The 19,303-nt window shown below is 55.4% G+C and carries 12 protein-coding genes; 10 read left to right on the forward strand and 2 right to left on the reverse strand.

Annotated elements, in window-relative coordinates:
- Nucleotides 1-360: CPBP family intramembrane metalloprotease (locus tag GXX57_02470; GenBank protein ID HHV43520.1), on the forward strand; the 360-nt coding region annotated here is incomplete at its 5' end.
- Between the two features lie 323 nt (nucleotides 361-683).
- Here GXX57_02470 and GXX57_02475 read toward each other — a convergent pair.
- Entirely contained in the window at nucleotides 684-1,415 is a 732-nt protein-coding gene (locus GXX57_02475; protein HHV43521.1) for an HAD family hydrolase, read from the reverse strand.
- A 152-nt stretch (nucleotides 1,416-1,567) separates the two neighbouring features.
- Between GXX57_02475 and GXX57_02480 the strand changes: the two genes are divergently transcribed.
- From GXX57_02480 to GXX57_02520, 9 genes are all read left to right on the forward strand, one after another.
- Nucleotides 1,568-2,383, forward strand: coding sequence for a carbon-phosphorus lyase (locus GXX57_02480; protein ID HHV43522.1), 816 nt, complete (start codon nucleotides 1,568-1,570; stop codon nucleotides 2,381-2,383).
- Nucleotides 2,384-2,754: 371 nt separating this feature from the next.
- Complete coding sequence (locus GXX57_02485) at nucleotides 2,755-3,711, forward strand: hydroxyacid dehydrogenase (protein HHV43523.1); 957 nt, start codon at nucleotides 2,755-2,757, stop codon at nucleotides 3,709-3,711.
- 33 nt (nucleotides 3,712-3,744) lie between these two features.
- Entirely contained in the window at nucleotides 3,745-5,094 is a 1,350-nt protein-coding gene (locus tag GXX57_02490; GenBank protein HHV43524.1) for a DUF4139 domain-containing protein, read from the forward strand.
- A gap of 199 nt (nucleotides 5,095-5,293) precedes the next feature.
- Nucleotides 5,294-6,367 (forward strand): hypothetical protein, encoded by a 1,074-nt coding sequence (locus GXX57_02495; protein HHV43525.1) that lies wholly within the window; start codon nucleotides 5,294-5,296, stop codon nucleotides 6,365-6,367.
- Nucleotides 6,364-7,923: a hypothetical protein gene (locus GXX57_02500; GenBank protein HHV43526.1), complete on the forward strand. Its 1,560-nt coding sequence runs from the start codon at nucleotides 6,364-6,366 to the stop codon at nucleotides 7,921-7,923. The genes GXX57_02495 and GXX57_02500 overlap by 4 nt, the downstream gene beginning before the upstream one ends.
- On the forward strand, nucleotides 7,910-8,665 hold the full coding sequence (locus tag GXX57_02505) for a hypothetical protein (protein ID HHV43527.1): 756 nt from the start codon (nucleotides 7,910-7,912) through the stop codon (nucleotides 8,663-8,665). Before GXX57_02500 ends, GXX57_02505 begins: the two co-directional genes overlap by 14 nt.
- A complete protein-coding gene (locus tag GXX57_02510) occupies nucleotides 8,652-13,064 on the forward strand; it encodes a hypothetical protein (GenBank protein ID HHV43528.1) in 4,413 nt (1,470 codons plus the stop codon). Before GXX57_02505 ends, GXX57_02510 begins: the two co-directional genes overlap by 14 nt.
- An 88-nt stretch (nucleotides 13,065-13,152) precedes the next feature.
- Nucleotides 13,153-14,235 carry a DUF2961 domain-containing protein gene (locus GXX57_02515; protein HHV43529.1) on the forward strand — a complete coding sequence of 361 codons (1,083 nt, stop codon included), beginning with the start codon at nucleotides 13,153-13,155 and terminating at the stop codon, nucleotides 14,233-14,235.
- A 228-nt stretch (nucleotides 14,236-14,463) separates the two neighbouring features.
- The gene (locus GXX57_02520; GenBank protein ID HHV43530.1) at nucleotides 14,464-16,287 is read left to right on the forward strand and encodes a hypothetical protein; all 1,824 of its coding nucleotides are present in this window, start codon (nucleotides 14,464-14,466) and stop codon (nucleotides 16,285-16,287) included.
- 139 nt (nucleotides 16,288-16,426) lie between these two features.
- Here the strand turns inward: GXX57_02520 and GXX57_02525 are convergent, their stop codons facing one another.
- On the reverse strand, nucleotides 16,427-19,030 hold the full coding sequence (locus GXX57_02525) for a hypothetical protein (protein ID HHV43531.1): 2,604 nt from the start codon (nucleotides 19,028-19,030) through the stop codon (nucleotides 16,427-16,429).
- Nucleotides 19,031-19,303: the final 273 nt, after the last annotated feature.

Raw genomic sequence — 19,303 nt, forward strand, 5'->3', positions numbered from 1 at the left:
GCCATCATCCCCAATTACCTGCAAGGAAAAAGACTGTTGCCGACCCAGTTCAGTTTCCCGCTCCTCAATGTCCTGGTCATTGCCCCCACCTTTGAAGAGTTTCTGATGCGCGGTGCCATCCTGGGAAACTTGCAGAAAAAATATGCCTTTTGGACAGCTAACGTAATTACCTCTGTCCTCTTCGTCGCTCTCCATGTCCCTGGCTGGTACTTTATGGTGGTCCTCTGGGATAATCTCACCCAACCGGTGGGCGGTGCTCTTTCCATTTTTCTCGTGAGTCTAGGCTTTGGCTATGCCACCTACCGTGGTGGTTCGGTGATGGGGGGCATCCTGTCTCATTTCTTGAACAATCTGTTTTAGGAATCGAAAAGGGCCAGTACCCAGCACAAAGTGGTGTAACCGTCCCGATGGGTTGCCACTGCACTGGACCATCCTTTATGCCCCAAGGGTAAGTTAAGAGACTCCCTATTGCAGGGTCTATGTAGTATCATTGGGTCAACCCTTAGAACCAGACAAAGCCCTAACTCTCGGTGGATCCCCTACGAGTGGGAAAATCATAGGGCACGTGCACATATAAAGCGATTGGATCCCGTCGCGAGTACCAAAGAATGCTGCCATTAAGGCCGTGTGTACCTCCGCCAACAGAAGAGCCCACGTCCGACCTGGTTTGGGCATGAAGCTGACTATAGTCCTAGTTTGGCAAACTGCCTGCTTTCCACAAAGGCCACCAAGTCCCGAAAGGTTCCTCGAAAATGGGGCGTTCGGTAGAAGGGACCATCGTCTAACAGGCAATCCTCCACCAAGTAAGTGACGATTCCTAGGTCCGCCGCCACCAGATCCTCACAGGTATTGTTGCCAATCATCATACACTGTCGGGGACTGCGGTCCACCTTCTTTAGTATCTCTTGGTAGTACTCCACGTGGGGCTTACAGTAGGTAGAATTCTCATAGGTGGTCACCAGGGTGTAGGGCAGATCATGGAGGTTGCCCCAGCGGAGACGTTCTTCGATGGCAACCCGGGGAAAAACGGGATTCGTGGCGATCACCACCTGGTACCCCTCCGCCAGCAACCCTGCCACCAGCGACCGGGCTTGGGGAAGGGGAGTGGGCTTCAGGATCTGTTGAAGCTTTGGGAAATCCCGGACATAAAAATCATCCAACACCGGCAGAAGCTTGTCCACATCCAGATCAATGCTCTGTCGGAAATGGTCCCAGAAGACCTCTTCATTGCTTCGACTGGGATCCAGGGAATTGAGCATCGCGGTGGTGGAGGCCAACAGCTGCTTGACGAATTTCTTGGGATCTACGAAGGAAGCCACCTTGGCACCGATAGCTTGCAGGTAGGCCTGCAGGAATTCGTCGTAGCCAAAATGTACAAGCGTACCATCAAGATCAAAAAGCAGTGTGTCAATCAAGAAAGCCACCCCAGACTTTTACCCATAGACTGCCTCTATTCTACATGATCCCTTTGGCAAGAATCAAATGCGGGTTGGCAGGTATCCTAAGTGTTGGCGCAGAACTATTGGGTGACTAGCCCAGTGATTTAACACGAAAGGATGATTCCCCAGTGAAGATTACGTTCCTAGGTACTGCCGCGGCCGAGGGCATTCCTGGCCTATTCTGTCGATGCTCCATCTGCCAACACGCCTGGGTGAACGGGGGCAAGGATGTGCGCGCCCGTGCCTCAGTCCTGGTAGATGATATTTTCAAAATCGATTTCGGCCCCGATAGTTACCAGCAATCCCTTCGTGCCCAGCAACCTTTGCATCAAGTAAAACATCTGTTAATCACCCATACCCACAGCGACCATTTCTATCCTGAGGATCTGCATATGCACAAGCAACCCTTCATTGCCGCATCTTCCCCGGGGCATCTCCTCAACATCTATGGATGTCCGGCGGTAGGAGAAATACTGGAAGAAGAAGCGAAAACCGACGACAGTGTGGTGTTCCATCCCCTGACGGCCTTCGAGCCCCACAACATCGAGGACGCCACGGTGGTACCCTTGCCCGCAGAACACTCCAGCCGCGGCCAGCCCTTTATCTATCTTTTCCAGCGGAATGGGATCACCCTTCTTCATGGTTACGATACGGGCTACTTCTTCGAGGAGGTCTGGTCCTACCTGGAGGGCAAGACCATCGACGTAGCCCTGTTAGACTGCACCGCGGGCAAGTTTCCCAGTAGGGGCCATATGGGGATCCCCAATATTCTCGAGGTAAAAAAGCGCATGCTAGAATCCGGAATCGCTACGGAAAAGACGGTCTTTGTGGCCACCCACTTCTCCCACAACGGCCAGTTGCTCCATCATCAACTGGAAGAGCGGCTGCACCCCGAAGGTTTCCTGGTGGCCTATGACGGTATGGTGTTGGAAATCGAAGCCTAATTCAGAAGGGGCAAAGTCCCAAGGGAGCCAGTGGCCCCTTGGACTTTGCCCTCCTGCCCACGAAAGCCAAGGCTCCCAAACAAGCTTTCCCTTCTCCTTTACCCGCTCCCCAGCTAGCATTCGGCGGAAGGAATTGCCCAAGATACCGAGAATATTCTAAGCAGGTGGTCCTTGCTCCCCCCCAAGAGACTTGTACTACCGATCTGAATCAGCCCCGGGATAGGGAGATCCCCAAGCCGTCTTTCAACACGGATTTCCGTCGGATAGGTCCCGGGATTAGTTCTGTAAATCACAATCGTTGATGTGCCCATAGTTTTTGTTTAGGAGGACTAGGATTGAAAAGAAAAGCACTGATTTTAGCCGACGAACCAATGCTGACGTTAGTCTTTGGACCAAGGCAACGGGCCTTGTTAGCAGAACTCACCGACCTAGAGGTTTTCTCTGGGGATTACCGGGACATGGACAGTGTCTTGGCCTCCCTGAAGGACGTAGAACTCCTGTTCGGTACCTGGGGGATGAAGACCTTGAACGAAGAGTTCCTGGCCGCGGCCCCCAAGTTAGAGGCAGTCTTCTATGCGGCCGGTTCCATCCGGAGTTTCGTTACGGACGCCTTCTGGCGTAGTGGCATTACCATCTGCAGCGCCTGGGCCGCCAACGCCATCCCCGTGGCGGAGATGACCCTGTCCTTGATTGTCCTGTGCCTCAAGCAATTCTTTGCCCACAGTAAGAATTACACCAGTCCCGAAGGATACCGGCGCCGGCCGGTGGCGGGAGCCTATCAGAGTACTGTAGGACTCATTGGTCTTGGGATGATTGGACGCAATGTGCGGCACCTGCTCAACAATCTGGAGCTAGATGTACTGGCCTACGATCCTTATCTCTCGGAGGAAGAGGCTAAGGAGTTGAAGGTAACAAAGGTATCCTTGGAAGAGCTTTTCGCCCAAAGTGATGTGGTCAGTCTCCATGCCCCCAACATCCCCGCAACCCGGCACATGATCCGGGGCGAGCACTTCCGGGTGATGAAACAGAACGCAAGCTTCATTAACACCGCCCGGGGTGCGTTGGTTCACGAAGGGGAGATGATCGAAGTCTTGCAGCAACGACCGGATATCACCGCCATCTTGGACGTAACCCATCCGGAACCACCGGAGGCGGGATCTCCCTTGTACACCTTACCCAACGTCATCCTGACCCCCCACATTGCCGGATCCATGGGGCAGGAGTGCTGGCGGATGGCCCAGTTCATGGTGGAAGAATGTCAACGTTATCTAGCCGGTGAGAAACTGTTGTATCAAGTGACCGAAGAGATGATGAAAACCATGGCGTAACAAAAATCCCCTACTTTAAGGAGGCGACGCCCGATGAAGCGCAGTTTGATTGGGATCCTACTTGTCCTTATTGTCTCCTGTGGCGTGGTGGGAGCCACCGGTAGTCTAACCATCTACCAGGATAACCTCGGTCTGGTTAAACAAAGGGTAGACATTCCCCCCACCGCCAAAGGACAGAATTTCTCGGTGACCGGGATGGCCACCCAATTGCTTGTGGATAGCGTCCAGCTGCAGTTAGCCTGCGGCACGTCCATCGCAAGACAGTGGTATGTGGGTGAAGTCACTTCCTACGGAGCGCTTCTGAAGGCTTACGTAGGGAAAGAAGTGCTGTGGCGATACGAGGAACAGGGTGAGAGCATCACCAAACCGGTAAAGCTAGTGAGGGCGGACAGCGGGTTCACCGTGATCCAAGTGGAGGAAGAGCTGTGGGTCAATCCACCGGGGACGATCCTCTTCCCGGCCGATACCAGCCCCTTCCACTCGGCTATGTACTTTGAGGTCTCTGAGGATGTGGCCGCCACCACAGGTAGCATAGCCTATCTTACCCGGGGACTATCCTGGAGCGTCTACTATGACCTCCTCCTATCGGAGGATGAGCAACAGGCCACGCTCCTTGGTCGGGCGCAGCTGTCTAACCAGTCAGGGGCCTCCTTCACCGATGTTTTGGTACGTCTGGTGGCAGGGGAACTGAACACCGACTCCACCGCAGGAGTTTTCAACTTCGCCATGGAAACAGCGATGCTAGCCCGGGCCACCGCGGTCCCTGAGTCACAGCAGTTCTTTGAATACTACGTCTACGATCTGCCGGCACCGGTCACCCTCGAACAGGGGGCCCGGGTCTTTGTGCCCTTCATGGAGCAAAGGGACCTGACGGTAGAAAAAAGCTACATCTTAGCCCAAAGCAACGCCCTAGATACTACTAAACGGTCAATTGAAACATGGATTACTCTACCGGTGGAGGACCCCGTACCCGCAGGACTGGTCCGGGTCTACCAAGGGGATGGCACCTTAGGGGATCTAATCGGGGAGACCCGCATCGCTCACACCTCTTCAGGTGAGAGGTTGGAATTGAAAGTAGGCACCCCCTTCGACCTCGATGCGGAAAAGGTCATCCTCGATCAGTCATCGGCCACCGAGGTCCTTGGCGAATTGCGAAAGACCACCAACACCTACAGGATCGCCATCACCATCGAGAATTATAAGGACCAAGAGGTTGTGGTCACCGTTCCCCAAGGCCTGCCCTGGGATAATTACGAGGTGACCGTAGAAAGCGGTCATCCCATGCGGAAGATTGAACATCGGCTGGTGGAATTCGATGTGACCGTGCCGGCCCAGGGTCAGGCTCAGTTGGTCTATGTGGTGGAAACTGTCTCCATCAGATAAGTAGGGTGGCGGGAGCCTTTCCCGCCACCCTTTTCCAGCGGTCCCCACCCGGACATCCCTGGTTCTCCACCCACTTTTGTCACCGTCCCCAAAAAGGAGGGAACCGCCACCAGGAAGGCGAAGGGATGGAGAAGGAAACAGGGCTATGCTGCCTTGTGAATCTTTGGTTTACAGAGGAGCAATGTAGTACAAGGGTAGGGTGACCGCGGGTTTGAAGGAACAGATCATGGCCTATCTGGCTCAACAGAAGCGCAAACAAATCGAAACAAGGAAGATCGAGGACCATGTGCAGGCGAGCCTGGGTGAAGACTACTGGAAGGCAGGAGGCTATCCTCTCTTTGCCCGGAAGATAGGGGAGCTGGTGGAGGAGGGCATCCTTGCCCCCATCAAGGCCTGGCAACGGAATGGCCTGAATCCACCCCTATATAACGGCTATCGGATCCTGAAGCTAAGGGATAAGGGAGACCCTGACCTTACCAGGGAACTGCTTACCCAGTATCATCCCTTGCTCCAGATGCGCGCATATCTCGACCAACCGGACCAATACCAGGCGGATCGGGTGTATCTGAAGCTCCTTAGTGACTACTTGACCCACAGGGAACCCCTTTCCACGAAGCTCACCGTAAACGAAAGATCCTTTGCCATCTTCAATGATGAGAAGTTTCTGGCCTCGCCCCGGGGACAGGCCCTCTTGGCCCGGGTGGGTTTGACTTTAGCAGACCTGCATTGTTATCCCACCTATGAACCCTTTTTCTATTACCAACGGGGCATCCCAGAGGGGCAGATCAATGTGTTGATCGTGGAAAACAAGGATACCTTTTACTCCCTAAAGTCCCTCCTGCAAAGGGGCTACTACCGTTGGGATAATCTCGCGGTGGACCTTCTCGTCTACGGAGAGGGCAAGAAGATCCTCCGCAGCCACAGCTACTTCGAGGAATTGGATCAACTTCCGGTTCTCCCCACAGAGTTTTTCTACTTCGGTGACCTAGATCCGGTGGGGGTTAACATTTGGCATCGCCTAAGCCAGGTGCGGCCGGTGAAGCCCTTCGTCTTTTTTTACAGACACCTGTTACAGGACCATTTTTCCCGGGCCCCACAACTACGGACCAGGCAACAAGTGGGAGAGACCTCCCTGCGGGCTTTCCTAGCCCACTTTGCCCCCAGGGAAGCCCAATTGATCGAGGAGCTTTTCGCCCGCCATTGCTATTTGCCCCAGGAGGGGCTTCATTTCGCCAAGCTACAAGCCTTGGCCGCGGGGGGAGAGGAAAGATGACCCATTGGCAGGACATTTTCGCAGGCTTTGCCCAGCGTATGAACAATATTGCCGCCTTCGCCCCCCTGTTACAGCTAGCCCAGAAGACCTCGTACCAAAGGTATTCCCTACCGTCCCTGGGTTTGGCGGTGATGCTATTCATCCTCGAGGATATGCTTCGGAACACCAAGCAGAGTACCTACGAGAACATCGCTTCGTTCCTTAGGGAGATAATCCTCCGCCACTACCATGAGGACCTTACCCGGGAGGAGGCCCTAGAGCTAACCTACTTCCTCGTCAAAGAGGGCCTCATGAATCAGGGACAACCCCATCAATACACCTACCCCGATTTCGAACGGGGGGAAAACCACACCCATAAGTTCCACTTGGTGGAACTGGCCGAATACGACGTGGGGGAGCGGAAGGTGCTGCTTAAGCTTTCTACCACAGGCCTTGACCTTCTGTTCAAGACCAAGGAGATATACAACGAACTGCAAATCTCCATCGCCCAGTTGTACCTGCGGCAACAGATCCAAAAGGGGGTCTTTGACGGGGCCCTACGCACTGTGGAGGAGCTGGCCTTGGCCGTACGCACGGAGAAAGAAAGGATCCAGCGGCTTGAGCAGCGAATTATCCAAGACGTGCTGCAGGTGGCCAGGGAACAGGAACTAGAAAAACAACTGGAGCGCATCGACAACCAGCTGCAGCGGGAACAGGAGGTTTTCCGGGAACTGACAGAGCTCATCGACCACACCCTATCCCAGTACCAGGGGGGAAAACTGAGCCCCACCGAAGAGGCGGGACTCCAGTCCATGATGACCGTACGCAGGCGACTGTTGGATGTCATCTATGAACATGAATCCTTGTTTAAGGACAAGCTCCGGGTCCATCAACTGATGCTGGAGGCCATCGAAGCCATGATCCTCACCTCCTTCACCACGAAGGTGAACTTCGAGACGGAGTTTCTACAGCCGGTGGTGACCCAAAACGCTCCCATCACCGTCCTGAAAGGGATTATCGATCCCGTATTACCAGTAAGGATACGTAAAGCCTTCCATCCGGCCCGGGCCTTTCTGCCCCAGGTATTGCCCAAAGAAGCGGAAGAAGAGCTCAGCGCACAAGAGCTTTTGGAACTGGATGCCCAGCGGCAAAGGGAAGCGGAAAGCAGGGAACGGGCCCTGTACCAGGAGCGTCTAAACCGCCTAGAAAGCTATTTATCGCTCCTTTTGGAGCCTTTGCTCCGGCAACGGGAGATCCCCGTAAGCCAGATCCTAGCGAAGCTAGAGCAAAAGGATCCGGAGAAATACCGGAAGATCACAAGCCAGATGGACTTTTACGCCTGCCTAGTACAACTGCACCAGCTGGGAGTAGTCCCCATCTACAACGAAGCCCAGGTAGATCTGTTGGTGCTAGACGATCTACCAAAGGTCTTAGTAAAACTGGCCACCACCAATCCTGCCATCCAGGGGCTCGGAGCCTTTGAAGTGCTGGCCACCGAAGGAATCATCACCCTGCCGGCAGGCTATGTCATGAGCGATTTTCTACTCAGGAGGGCAAGGGAAGATGGAATGGACTAAGGAAGATGTACAACTGGCCTTCCGGATCTTCATTGAGCTGTTGGACCGACAGGTGACCGATGAACGGGAGCTGCTTTACGCCTATCAACGGAAAGAAGTCAGGGAGATCCTCGAAACGGTGATCGAAGCAGAAGCGGGGGTAAAGATCTTCGCCCTCGCAGACCGGCTCTACCTTTCCCCGGGACTAGACAACCGGATCTTCGGCTATACCAACGAGGAACTGCGGGAAAAAATGAAGCTCCAGGACAACCAGGAGCTCTACTTGGCGTATTTCACCATCCTATGCCTACTGGCCAAATTCTACAACAGCGATGATCAGAGTCTCGCGGCTCGGCAGTTTCTGCCCTTGGAGGAACTGGAGGAGACCATCACCGCCTATCTCCAACGGGTTCGGGAAACAGCCCCGAAACAGGTGGAAGAGGCCAGCCAAGAGCTACAGCTGAACCTAGCCAGCTGTGCGGAGATCTGGCTGGACATGCCCGCCTTCGACGAATCCCTCAAGCATCCCCGACGGGGCCGGAACAACCGGATCAGTTTCCTTTTGCGGGTGCTGAGTTTCCTGGAGAACGAGGGATTGGTGCAGATCATCCAAGATGCGGAGGTGCGCCTACTGCCCAAACTGGAGCACCTCATCCTCCGCTATTACTTCCACAGCCAACGGAAAGATGAGTTGTTAGCGCTCCTTTCCACACCCGAAAGCTTTACCAAGGGCCTAAGGGGGACAGAAAATGCCGCGCATTAACCGGATTCGCCTAGGGAACATCATCTACGACCACGGCAAAAAACATATTGGAGACATCTGCTTTAGTCTCGGAGGACAGGATACGGTCTTTTTGTTGGGCAACGGGGGAGGGAAGACGCTCCTGGCTCAACTGGTCCTGCAGACGATTCTCCCCAACGCCCGGTTGGGCAACCGAAAGCTTGCGGACCTGCTTCAATCCCAGCGCTTTACAGGACATGTGGCGGTGGAATGGCGGCTAGACAGTACCGGTAGGGCGGAACAGTATCTTTGTACGGGGTTTTGCTTCACCAATGGTCTCACCCCCGAGGAGCCCATCCGCTACTTCAACTATCTGTTCGATTACGAAACCAAGGGACCAAAGAACTACTCCCTCTTCGGGGAAGAAGATGTAGATGGGCAGCTTTCCATCACCCAACTGCCCTTCACGGTGGTGGATGGGGTACTGGGAATCCGGACACCCATCGGCTACCAAGAACTGTGGGACTGGCTAGAGGAGCGCAAGGACCAAGGGGTACAACTGTTCCGCCAGCAGCCCAAGGTCTATCAGGACCGTCTACGGGTGTATCAGCTATATGCAGAGGAATGGGAAAACATCCAGAAGACCAATGGCACCGAGGGAGGCGTAAGCCGGTTCTTCGAACGGGCCAAGACCACCACTCAGCTTTTGGACCAGCTACTCATCCCCAGTATGGAGCAGGTGATCTACCGCAGTGAAGAACGAAAAAAAGAACTCCTGGCCGGGTTCATCGAACATCAGAACCTCCTTTTACAGATCCCCCAAATCAAGCAGAATATCCAGGATTTCAATGTGATCCAAGACGAGGCAGAGGGGCTGGTAGAGGAAGTCAAGAAGCTCCATAACAGAGAAGTCGAGGCCCAAAGAAAGGCCGAAAACCTCTTCCGCCTGGCCCAAGGAGTTTACCGTCAACAACAGGAAAGCAGTAAGCGATGTGCCCACTTGGAGGAAGACTTAGGCCAAAAACACCAAACCCTCCGGGAACTCAAATGGCAGGAAGCAAGTTACGAAGTCTTCAAGCAGGAGCAAGAAGTTCAAAGGCTAAGGGAACAACTAACCCTAGCCCAGGAGGAACTGGCCCGGCGCCAAGACCAACTGGCGAAGGCCCAACAAGAGGAACGAAAACTCCACGCAACAATCCAATACCACCGACGGCAACGGGCCCGGGAAGAACAGGAATACTATGCCCATCAACTGGAGCTTTTAGATAAAGGGGAACCGGAACTGCAGGAAGAACTAGAAACCACCAGTGGCAAGGCCCGGTTCGCCTGGGAGAAGAAGAGAGAGGAATTCACGGTAGCCCGCCAAAGGACCAAAGAACAGCTAGTCCAACGGGAAGAAACCCTGCAGGAGTTGCAGGGTAGAATTCAGACCCAGCGAACCCGTCTCGAGGAACTGATCGACACCATGGGCCGGCTAAAGGGTTGGTTTGAACAATACAAAGCTAAAGAAAAGCAAATCCTGGTCCTGGTCCCCGACCTGAACCGCCTTACGCCCCAGGACACCCTCCGACAACGGCAAAGGATGCTAGACCAACTGGAGAAACAGACGGAGGCCTGCCGCACAGAGATCGACAACCTCACCCAGGAAATCCGTCAATGGTGGGAACACAACAGGGAATTGACCGGGAAACTGGCCATCCTGCAAGGACAACTGACCGGGATCCAAGAAAACCTCGCCACTTTTGGGCGGACCAAAGATCAGTTAGTACAGTTGCTCCATGGGGCGGGGATCTTTATCCGGGATCCCTTTGAAGAACCGGGACTTTTAGCCCGCGTCCATAGTTTGTGGGAGGAGGCCCAGCGGGAATGGATCGCTGCCCAGGCCAAACTGGCCAGTCTCGAGGAAACCGCGGCCACCATCACCCACAGCGAATACTTCGTCCCCCACCGGGAGCTGGTAGCCATCCAAGACTACTTGGCCCGACTAGACATCCCTGTCATCCTGGGTAGCCAGTGGCTCCAAGAGCATTTTCAGGATGAGACGGCCCGGGAGGAGTTTTTGAAACAAGAGCCCCTCCTTCCCTTTAGCATCGTCATCGAAGCCGGGCAAGTAAAGACCATCGGTCGGTACCTGCGCCAGATGCGGGATCTTTCCTGTGAGTTTCCCATCATCCTTTGGGTGAAGGGCGCACCCCAAAGGACTACGTCCCAAGGGGAGCTTGTATCCATCGGACCTAGGGAACAGTACGTTTTCCTTCCGGAAAGCAGGTCCCTATATACTTCTCCCCAGGCCTTCCAGGAATTCAAGGAAAGGCTCCAGGAGAGGATTAACGAACAAAGGAACCTGGTGCAAGGCCTCCGGGATAGGGAAGAGGAAAGACGCTATCTGAAAGAACAAACCCAACACTTCTTCCGAACCTATACCAAGGAGCAAATCCTCCAGTGGCAGCAACAAGCGGAGGAACTTACCAAGCAGTGTGCCGAAAGGGAGAAGGAAATAGGAGACACCAAAGCCCGGTGTAACGAGCTAGAAGAAAGACAACGTTTGACCCAAGAGAATCTTAGGGACCTAGTGGAAAAACAACACCGCCTGGCAAGCCTGGTGGCAGATCTCGAGGAGTTTGTGCAGTGGTATCACCAGTACCAAGAGCACCAGGCCACCAAAGCCAAGGTGGAAAGGGAGATCGCCCACCTCCAACAACAGCGGACCCTGCTCGAAGAGGCCACCTCCCGCATCCAAGGGGAAATCTCCGCGCAAAGGGTGCAGTTAGCTAGCCTAGATAAAGCTTTGGCGGATCACCAAAGGGAACTGGTGGATTTGGCTTTGGATAGAACAAGCCCCCTGGCTACCGACGAGGATTACGCCACCTGCCGGGCCCACTTAGAAGCGGTAAAACTCCGCTTAGCCCAAAAACAGGTAGATCGCCAGAACCTGGAAAAACTCCTGGCCAAGGCCAATGCAGAATACGCGGAGACCCAGGCCCAGATCCAGGCTAGCGGCATCAGCGAAGAGATCCTTGCCAGCGAGGCCCGACCCGTAAGCAGTGAAGAACTAGCCCAACAGATCAGGACACGCCAGGAACTAGAAAGGGACTGCCGCGACCAGGAAAAGAAGGTGGACTCCTTGGAATCCACTCTGAAAGGGCTAGAATTCATCAGGGATCGGTTGGCCGCGGAGGTGGAAAGGGAGTATCAAAGGCCCCCCTACCTGACCTTCGACCCGGCCACGGCCCAGGCCCAGTATCAATACCTGAGGGAAAGGTTGGCCCAGGTGCAGGGGGAAATCCAAGACATCCAAAAGGCCATCGACGAAGAACGGGCCTGGCAGCAACAACTGGCCATTGCCGGTGACTTGCTGCGGGAAAAGGTGGCCTCTCTAGACAAACCCGCTTCCACCGATATCCCATTGGATTGGCGCCACTACGGCACCGAGCCTTTGAAAGCCATTCAGGCGGCCATCCGGGAACAGGAGGAAGCCGCAGACCGCGTGCGGCAGCAACAACTGGAGGTGAGGGAACGTTTTCGAAAATACTATTTCCGGCTCCAACAGACCAACAATCCCAAGGTGAACCAGTTTCTGCGGGATGTTCAGGCCCTGATGGACGAGGATCGGATCTACAACTTCGATTTCGTGGAAACCCAGTTTCTGCGCATCTTTGAAGCCCTCGACTACTACCGTCGGCAGGCGGAGGAGACGCTGCACCAGTGTGAGACCAGTTTCCACCAGCTGGTGCAACTGAGTCTTCGCCGGGCCCGGGAGGTCCACCGGAGCATCATGGAACTGCCGAAGAATTCCCGGGTAATCCTCTATGACCAGCCCGTTCAGGTGATCCGCATCGAGTGGCCCATGCAAGAGGAGGCCCAGGCCCAACAGAGTATGGAACAGTACCTGGAGAAGCTGCTCAGAGATCTACAAGTCTGGAAGGCCCAGGGCATCGACGACGATGAGCTGAACCGGCGCATGGAGGATATGCTTTCCACTAGAAATTTGATCAACGTCTTAGCGCCCATCGAGACCTGTCGGGTCACGGTGTATAAACCCCGGAAGGAGTCCATCGCCAGGGTGGAGCGTCCCGAATACTTCCCCTGGGATGAGGTAACCCGCTGGTCTGGCGGGGAGGAATACAGCGTATACATCACCATGTTCATGATCATGCTCACCCATATCCGCCGCCAGTCCGAAGGGTTGCTCCACTCTTGGAAGGTCCTCTTGGCCGATAATCCCTTCGGCGTGGCTTCGTCGGATCACATCCTGGACACCATGTTCCAGGTGGCCCGCGGCAACCGGATTCAGCTTTTGTGCCTTACGGCCCACCGGGAGGCCAGCATCCTCAAGCATTTCCCCACGGTCTACAGTCTCCAGCTGCGGCCAGCTTACGGAAAGGAAACCCTGACCGCCGAGCAAATGGAAAAGGGATTCTATGCAGAGATTAGTACTTAGGATAGGCAATTTTGCGTGGTGGCAAGGAGAATTCCTGCTCACCACCGTCATCACCATCAAAGGAAAGTCAGTAAAGGAGTGAGACTGCATGAGCAAATTCAATGGCCTGGGAACAGACTTACATAACCTGTTCCTGTTGTCGTCGGCGAAGACCCGCTCTATCAGTGCAGAGAATTTTACCGGCGCCAAGGGGGAGGGAGGGAAGGCCACGGAAGGGACGGGCGCCCACTTCGCCCGGGAGCTGGGGCCAGGGTGGAAGATCTCACCTTCGGTATTCGTGGAACCAGGAACCACCTTCACCCTCGCGGACATCACCGGCCCCGGCGCGATCCAGCAGATCTGGATGACCTGCCACGCCAAGTTTTGGCGGAGCCTGGTCTTGCGCTTCTACTGGGACGGCGAGGAAGAACCCTCCGTGGAGGTACCCTACGGGGACTTCTTCTGCAATGGCTGGTGTCAACTGGCTTTGGTGGGTTCCCTCCCTGTGGCCGCCAACCCCAACGGCGGCATGAACAGCTACTGGGAGATGCCCTTTAGGAAATCCGCCCGGATCACCATTGAGAATGTGGGTTTTGAGAACGCGGTCCTCTATTACCAGATCAACTACTGCCTGACGGAAGTACCCGATAACGCCGCCTATTTCCACGCCCAGTGGCGCCGTAACAACCCGCTGCCCTACAAAGAAGTGCACACCATCCTGTCCGATGTGAAGGGTCAAGGGCACTACGTGGGCACCTACATGGCTGTGGGGGTCACCAACAACGGCTGGTGGGGAGAAGGGGAGATCAAGTTCTACCTGGACGGGGACAAAGACTATCCCACCATCTGCGGCACCGGTACCGAAGACTATTTCGGCGGCGCCTGGAACTGGGAGTTTCCGCCGGGGCAATACTGCACTTATTCCACCCCTTACCTGGGCCTTTGCCAGGTAATTAAGCCCGATGGCCTTTACCGAAGTCAGCAGCGTTTCGGCATGTACCGCTGGCATGTGAGGGATCCCATCCGCTTCGAAGAGGATCTCAAGGTCACCATCCAGGCTTTAGGCTGGCGGAGTGGCTCCCGGTACTTGCCGCTTCAGTACGATATTGCGACCACCGCCTTTTGGTATCAGACAGAACCGCACCATCCCTTCCCCACGCTACCCTCCAGGGACGAACTGGAAGTCATCTAGGGCTCGGGGGAGCCGCAGGCTCCCCCTGGCCTTCGGGCATATCCACCAATATTTCATCGTTTACTACAAAAAATAATGTTCTAAAAGCAGGAGTTTGTCCGGTCTAGAAGAATTAGATCAACATTACGTGAAAAAAAATAGGACCGATGGGTCTTAACACATAGTTCAACCAGAGGAGGAAATACTGTGACGGAGCGACTTTTGCCGTTGAAGCTGCAACCGCTACCCATGGTGGAGATCAAGCCCCAAGGCTGGCTAAAGGACCAGTTAACCATCCAGAGTAAGGGTCTAAGCGGACATATCGAGGAGGTTTGGGAAGACCTAGGCCCGGACAACATGTGGCTGGGCGGTACCCGGGACGGTTGGGAACGGGGTCCCTACTACGTAGATGGCCTGTTACCCTTAGCCTATCTCTTGGAGGATCCCGCGCTTAAAGCCAAAGCCCACAAATGGATACAGGCCTTCTTAAACTACCAAGATGAATCAGGCTGGATCGGACCGATAAAGGCCAATGACCGAGGCACCTATCCCCGGGATCCCTGGCCGATTTTCGTCGTCTTCAAGGTCTTTGTTCAGTACTACGAGGCCACCAAGGAAGACCGGGTGCTGGAGGTCATGCTGAAGTTCTGCCGGACCCTACATCAGCAGCTGGAGTATATGCCCCTGCGCTCGTGGGCGATGTTCCGCTGGGCCGATATGGCTTGGTGCGTCCAGTGGCTGTGGGAAAAGACCCAGGAAGACTGGTTGCTGGATCTGAATAGGAAGCTAGCAGAACAAGGTTACAACTGGCCGGATCACTTCACCAACTTCACCTACCAACGGCCTGCCACAGAGTCTAAGTTCGAGACCCACGTGGTGAATAACGCCATGGGTATCAAGACCGGCGGGGTCTGGTACCGCCAGTCCCAAAGGGAAGCAGATCGACAGGCAGCTTACCGTGCCATCGAAAACTTGGATAAATACCACGGACAAGTAACTGGGCTTTTCACCGGTGACGAGCACTTCGCCGGTAAAGATCCTTCCCGGGGCACCGAGCTTTGCGCCGTGGTGGAGTATATGTTCTCCCTGGAGGTGCTCATGGCCATCCTGGCCGATGTGCGCCTGGCGGACCGCTTAGAGCTCATCGCCTACAACGCGCTCCCCGCCACCTTTAGCCCTGATATGTGGACCCACCAGTACGACCAGCAGGCCAACCAGGTACTGTGCAGCATCGTGGATCGGGGCTGGACCAATGGGGTGGAGGCCAATATCTTCGGCCTGGAACCCAACTTCGGTTGCTGCGCCGCCAATATGCACCAGGGTTGGCCGAAATTGGCGACCCACACCTGGATGAAGACCCCCGACGGGGGACTGGCCACCATCGTCTACGCACCCAGCACCGTGACCACCAACATCGGCGGACAGAAGGTCTCCCTCACCCAAGACACCCAATATCCCTTCCGGGAGACGGTGACCATCCGGGTAGAAACAGAGCAACCGATCCGGTTCCCCTTACATCTGCGGATCCCCGGGTGGGCCAAGGGGGCTTCCGTCACCTTGCCCGACGGTACCCAACCGGAGATAACCTGTGGGGAGTACCTGATCGTCGACCGCACCTGGAACGGGGGAGAGGAAGTAACCTTGCATTTCCCCATGGCGATCACCGTAAAAAGAGGCTTCAACGGTTCCGTGGCCATCCAGCGGGGTCCCTTGGTATACTCGTTGAAAATCGGGGACCAGTGGGTACTGGTGGACGGCACCGATCCTTACGGTGACTACGAAGTCCATCCCACCACCCCGTGGAACTACGGCCTGTTGGTAGATCTGGAAAGCCCCGACAGTAGTTTTGAAGTACGGCTAAAACCGGTGGGCGACATGCCTTTCTCCCCGGAAGGAGCGCCGGTGGAACTGGTGGCCCAAGGGAAACGGATCCCCCAGTGGCAGCTGGTCAACGGCTCCGCAGGGCCCATTCCCCAAAGTCCCGTAAGTTCCGATGCTCCCACTGAAACGATCATCCTCATCCCCTATGGGTGCACCAACTTGCGGATCACCGAGTTTCCGCTGGTAAAGTAAGCCCTTCCGGCGGATAGAAGAGGGGCCCGGTCACTGCCGAACAAGGCACTGGCCGGGCCTTTTTTTTACATAATCTGCGGACCATACGAAAAGGCCCACCGGAGCAATCAGACATCCGGTGGGCAGCCCGTGATTACCCCTACAGGGTCAAGACCACGGGGTCGTCTCCGGGGGTAAAGTCAGGGGCGTGAAGGTATAGGTTACGGTCCACATAGACCGCCAGACCCGGTAGATACTCTCCCGGGATCCCCGGCGCTTGCCAGGTGATCTTTAGTTCCTGCCCCCGATAGGGAATATTCTCCATCGAGAAATGCTCAAGTCCCAAGGGCAAGGGATCGATGGTAATCTTTCCTTCCTCGGTAATCATCAGCCCCACCACATGTCGCACGTACAGATCCACCCACCAGGAATGCATGTAGTCCCGGAAAATGCTCAAGGGGGCACCGGTCAAGGGATTGTACCGCTCGTAGAAGTCCGCCCGGGGAGTCAGATGGTTGCGCACCGCCCGGTGGAACAAAGTGGCCGCCTGGGGAAGCAAGGTCCGATCCAGCTCCTTGGCCGCGGTGGCAAAGGCCTCGATGACGTGGCTGGTGGCCGCGGGCCACGCGGGTCCCTGCCAGAAACTGTTGGGATCAAAGTCTGAGTCCTCCTTGGACAGAGCAGGAACAGGATGGGGCAACCAGAAACGTTCTGGGTTCAACAAGTGCTCCCTGAACACCCGCAATTGCTCGGCGGTACCGGCTCCGGCGAAGAAGGGATAAAAGGTGGTGATGGTGATCGTACGGGCCCACTCTTGACGACGGGGATCCAGATCCCTGTAACATCCCGCCTTGTCATCCCAAAGCAGTGAGTTCAAAGCCGCCGCGGCCTTCTGGGCATACTGGGCGAAGTAGGTGGCATCTTCGTCTTCACCGAGGGCTGCGGCCAGGGCCGCCACCGCCTGGAGGTTGATATATGCGTAGCTGGTGGCATCGATGGCCTCGTAGGGCAGCTCCGGATCCGGCCAGCGGTAAAGGTCATCCATCCCGGTCTCCAGCTGATGCTCCACCGCAAAAAGCCCATTGCCGTCCGTATCCCGAGCCCGGATCCACCACCGCAGGTTCATGGCTAAGGCGGGGTAGACCCGCCGCACCAAATCAAGGTCATGGTGAATCTGATAATGGCGCCACACCGCATAGGGCAGCAAAGACAGACCCGTGCGGGATGCATGGTGCAAGGGCACCAGATTGGTTCCCGGCGTAGTGTACCAGGGGAACCGGCCGTCCTCGTAAATGGCATGACACATATTAGCCAAATGGCCATATCCCACCTCGGCATCCCGGGCCCAGTTCAGATCCAAAGCCATGAAGGGGGCACTATAGCAGCAATAGGTTTGGTAGGCTTGCCTGCCCTCCAAGACCACCGGGTACTGCAAGTAGCCTAGATCGCCCCCAGCGGTGGAAAACCGTAGCAAGAACCATCGAAAGGCATAAAGCTCATCCAAACCAGGATCCGAGGAAGAAAAGCGGGGAATCTCTTCCTGATAAAACCGCTCCCAAACCTGGCGGTTTGCGCCAATGGGATCCTCTTCCGCTAAGACCCGGGATAGGTTCGCCACCGCCGTTTCCCGTTGGGGATGAACAGCACAGGCCACCTTAATCGTCCGGTACTCGCCCGGCTTCAAGGAAGCTTCTAAAACAAACCGATAGGTACCCGCGGGGGAGGTCTTTACCTCCTTTAGTTCTTCGGAACTACCGATGGCCACCGACAAACCCTCGGCCAAAATCCCACCAAAAGCCCTGGGATCCTGCAACACCACGATCCCCTCCAGGTATGTGGAAGACTTGCTTCCCCCAGGGGTCTCCCGCCAATCGTGGGCGTTGCGTAGATCACCCCTTACGTTAAGCTTCCAGTCCAGAGGAACCTCTGCGGGGTTGTAAAGGTGGATCATCGCCACCAGCACATCATCCTCGGTGACACACACTTGCCGAAGCTCCTGGACCACACCAAGTAAGACTTCTTGTTCTGTGGCGTTATGGATCTCCACGGCCTCAATATTCACGTTGGGCTGGGGACTGGGTGTGGGATTTGGGCTCAGCAATGCATGATCGGGCCACCAGTTGACGGTGTAACCGTTAAAGGCCGTACAGATTTCACCCAGTTCGTAGGTGGCATAAAACACTTTGCTCTGGGTCCCTGTATACAGGGCTACGTTCCTCCCGCCACCCACACTGTTTTTGTCGGCCCGGTTGCCCACCAGGTCCAAAAGGGGAGACGGGGGCACCGCCAATCCCGGCAGCTGGGACCTTTCCGGAACCTGATCCGTCACCATAAGCCGTATCACGTGCCTACCTGCGGGTAGCTCCGGCAGTAAGATGCGGCTGCGGGCAAAGTGTCCCGGCTCCTCTCCCCAGCCACCGGTCTGCCCGTAGGGCAACAGTCCCACTTCCACACCGTCCACCGTCACCTGAAAATAGCCACCCCCAGCAAAAGCCCGGGCATAGCTGACCGTCAACACAGGGGAGCTCCATGCTTCCTCCAGAGAAAAGGCATACTCCACAAAGTGCCCGATAGCACTGCCAAATTCCCTACCCAGCACCTCACCGGTAATGGCACCGGCCTTGAAGTCTCGACCTTGGGACCCTAGTTGTGTAACATAAGAAGGGCCCGGCAGGATAATCCGCGAGGACTGGGCGAGGCAGCGGGCCACTGGACACAAGAAAAGCACCAGCGGCAACAGCGCCAGCAATAGTGGGTATTTCATCATATCCGCTCCTTTGAAATAGTACTATAGTAATAACGACCGCCGCACTCTCCTTCGTCCGTCTTCATTATAGGTGACGACGCACAGTAACACAATCTACTTTGGTGGAAAACGCTATGGAACGATCAAAATACCGAAGAGTAGCCCCTTTGGACCCCATCCCCCCCTCAGATCATTGTCCTTCTTGCAAAAACCGGACCAAAAGGTTAAATTTCCTATCGTTTAATAAAGGAAAAATTGTACCAATGTAGAACTATAGAATTACGGACCGCC

The sequence above is a fragment of the Bacillota bacterium genome (genome assembly GCA_012839765.1).
GTDB lineage: Bacteria > Bacillota > Limnochordia > DUMW01 > DUMW01 > DUMW01.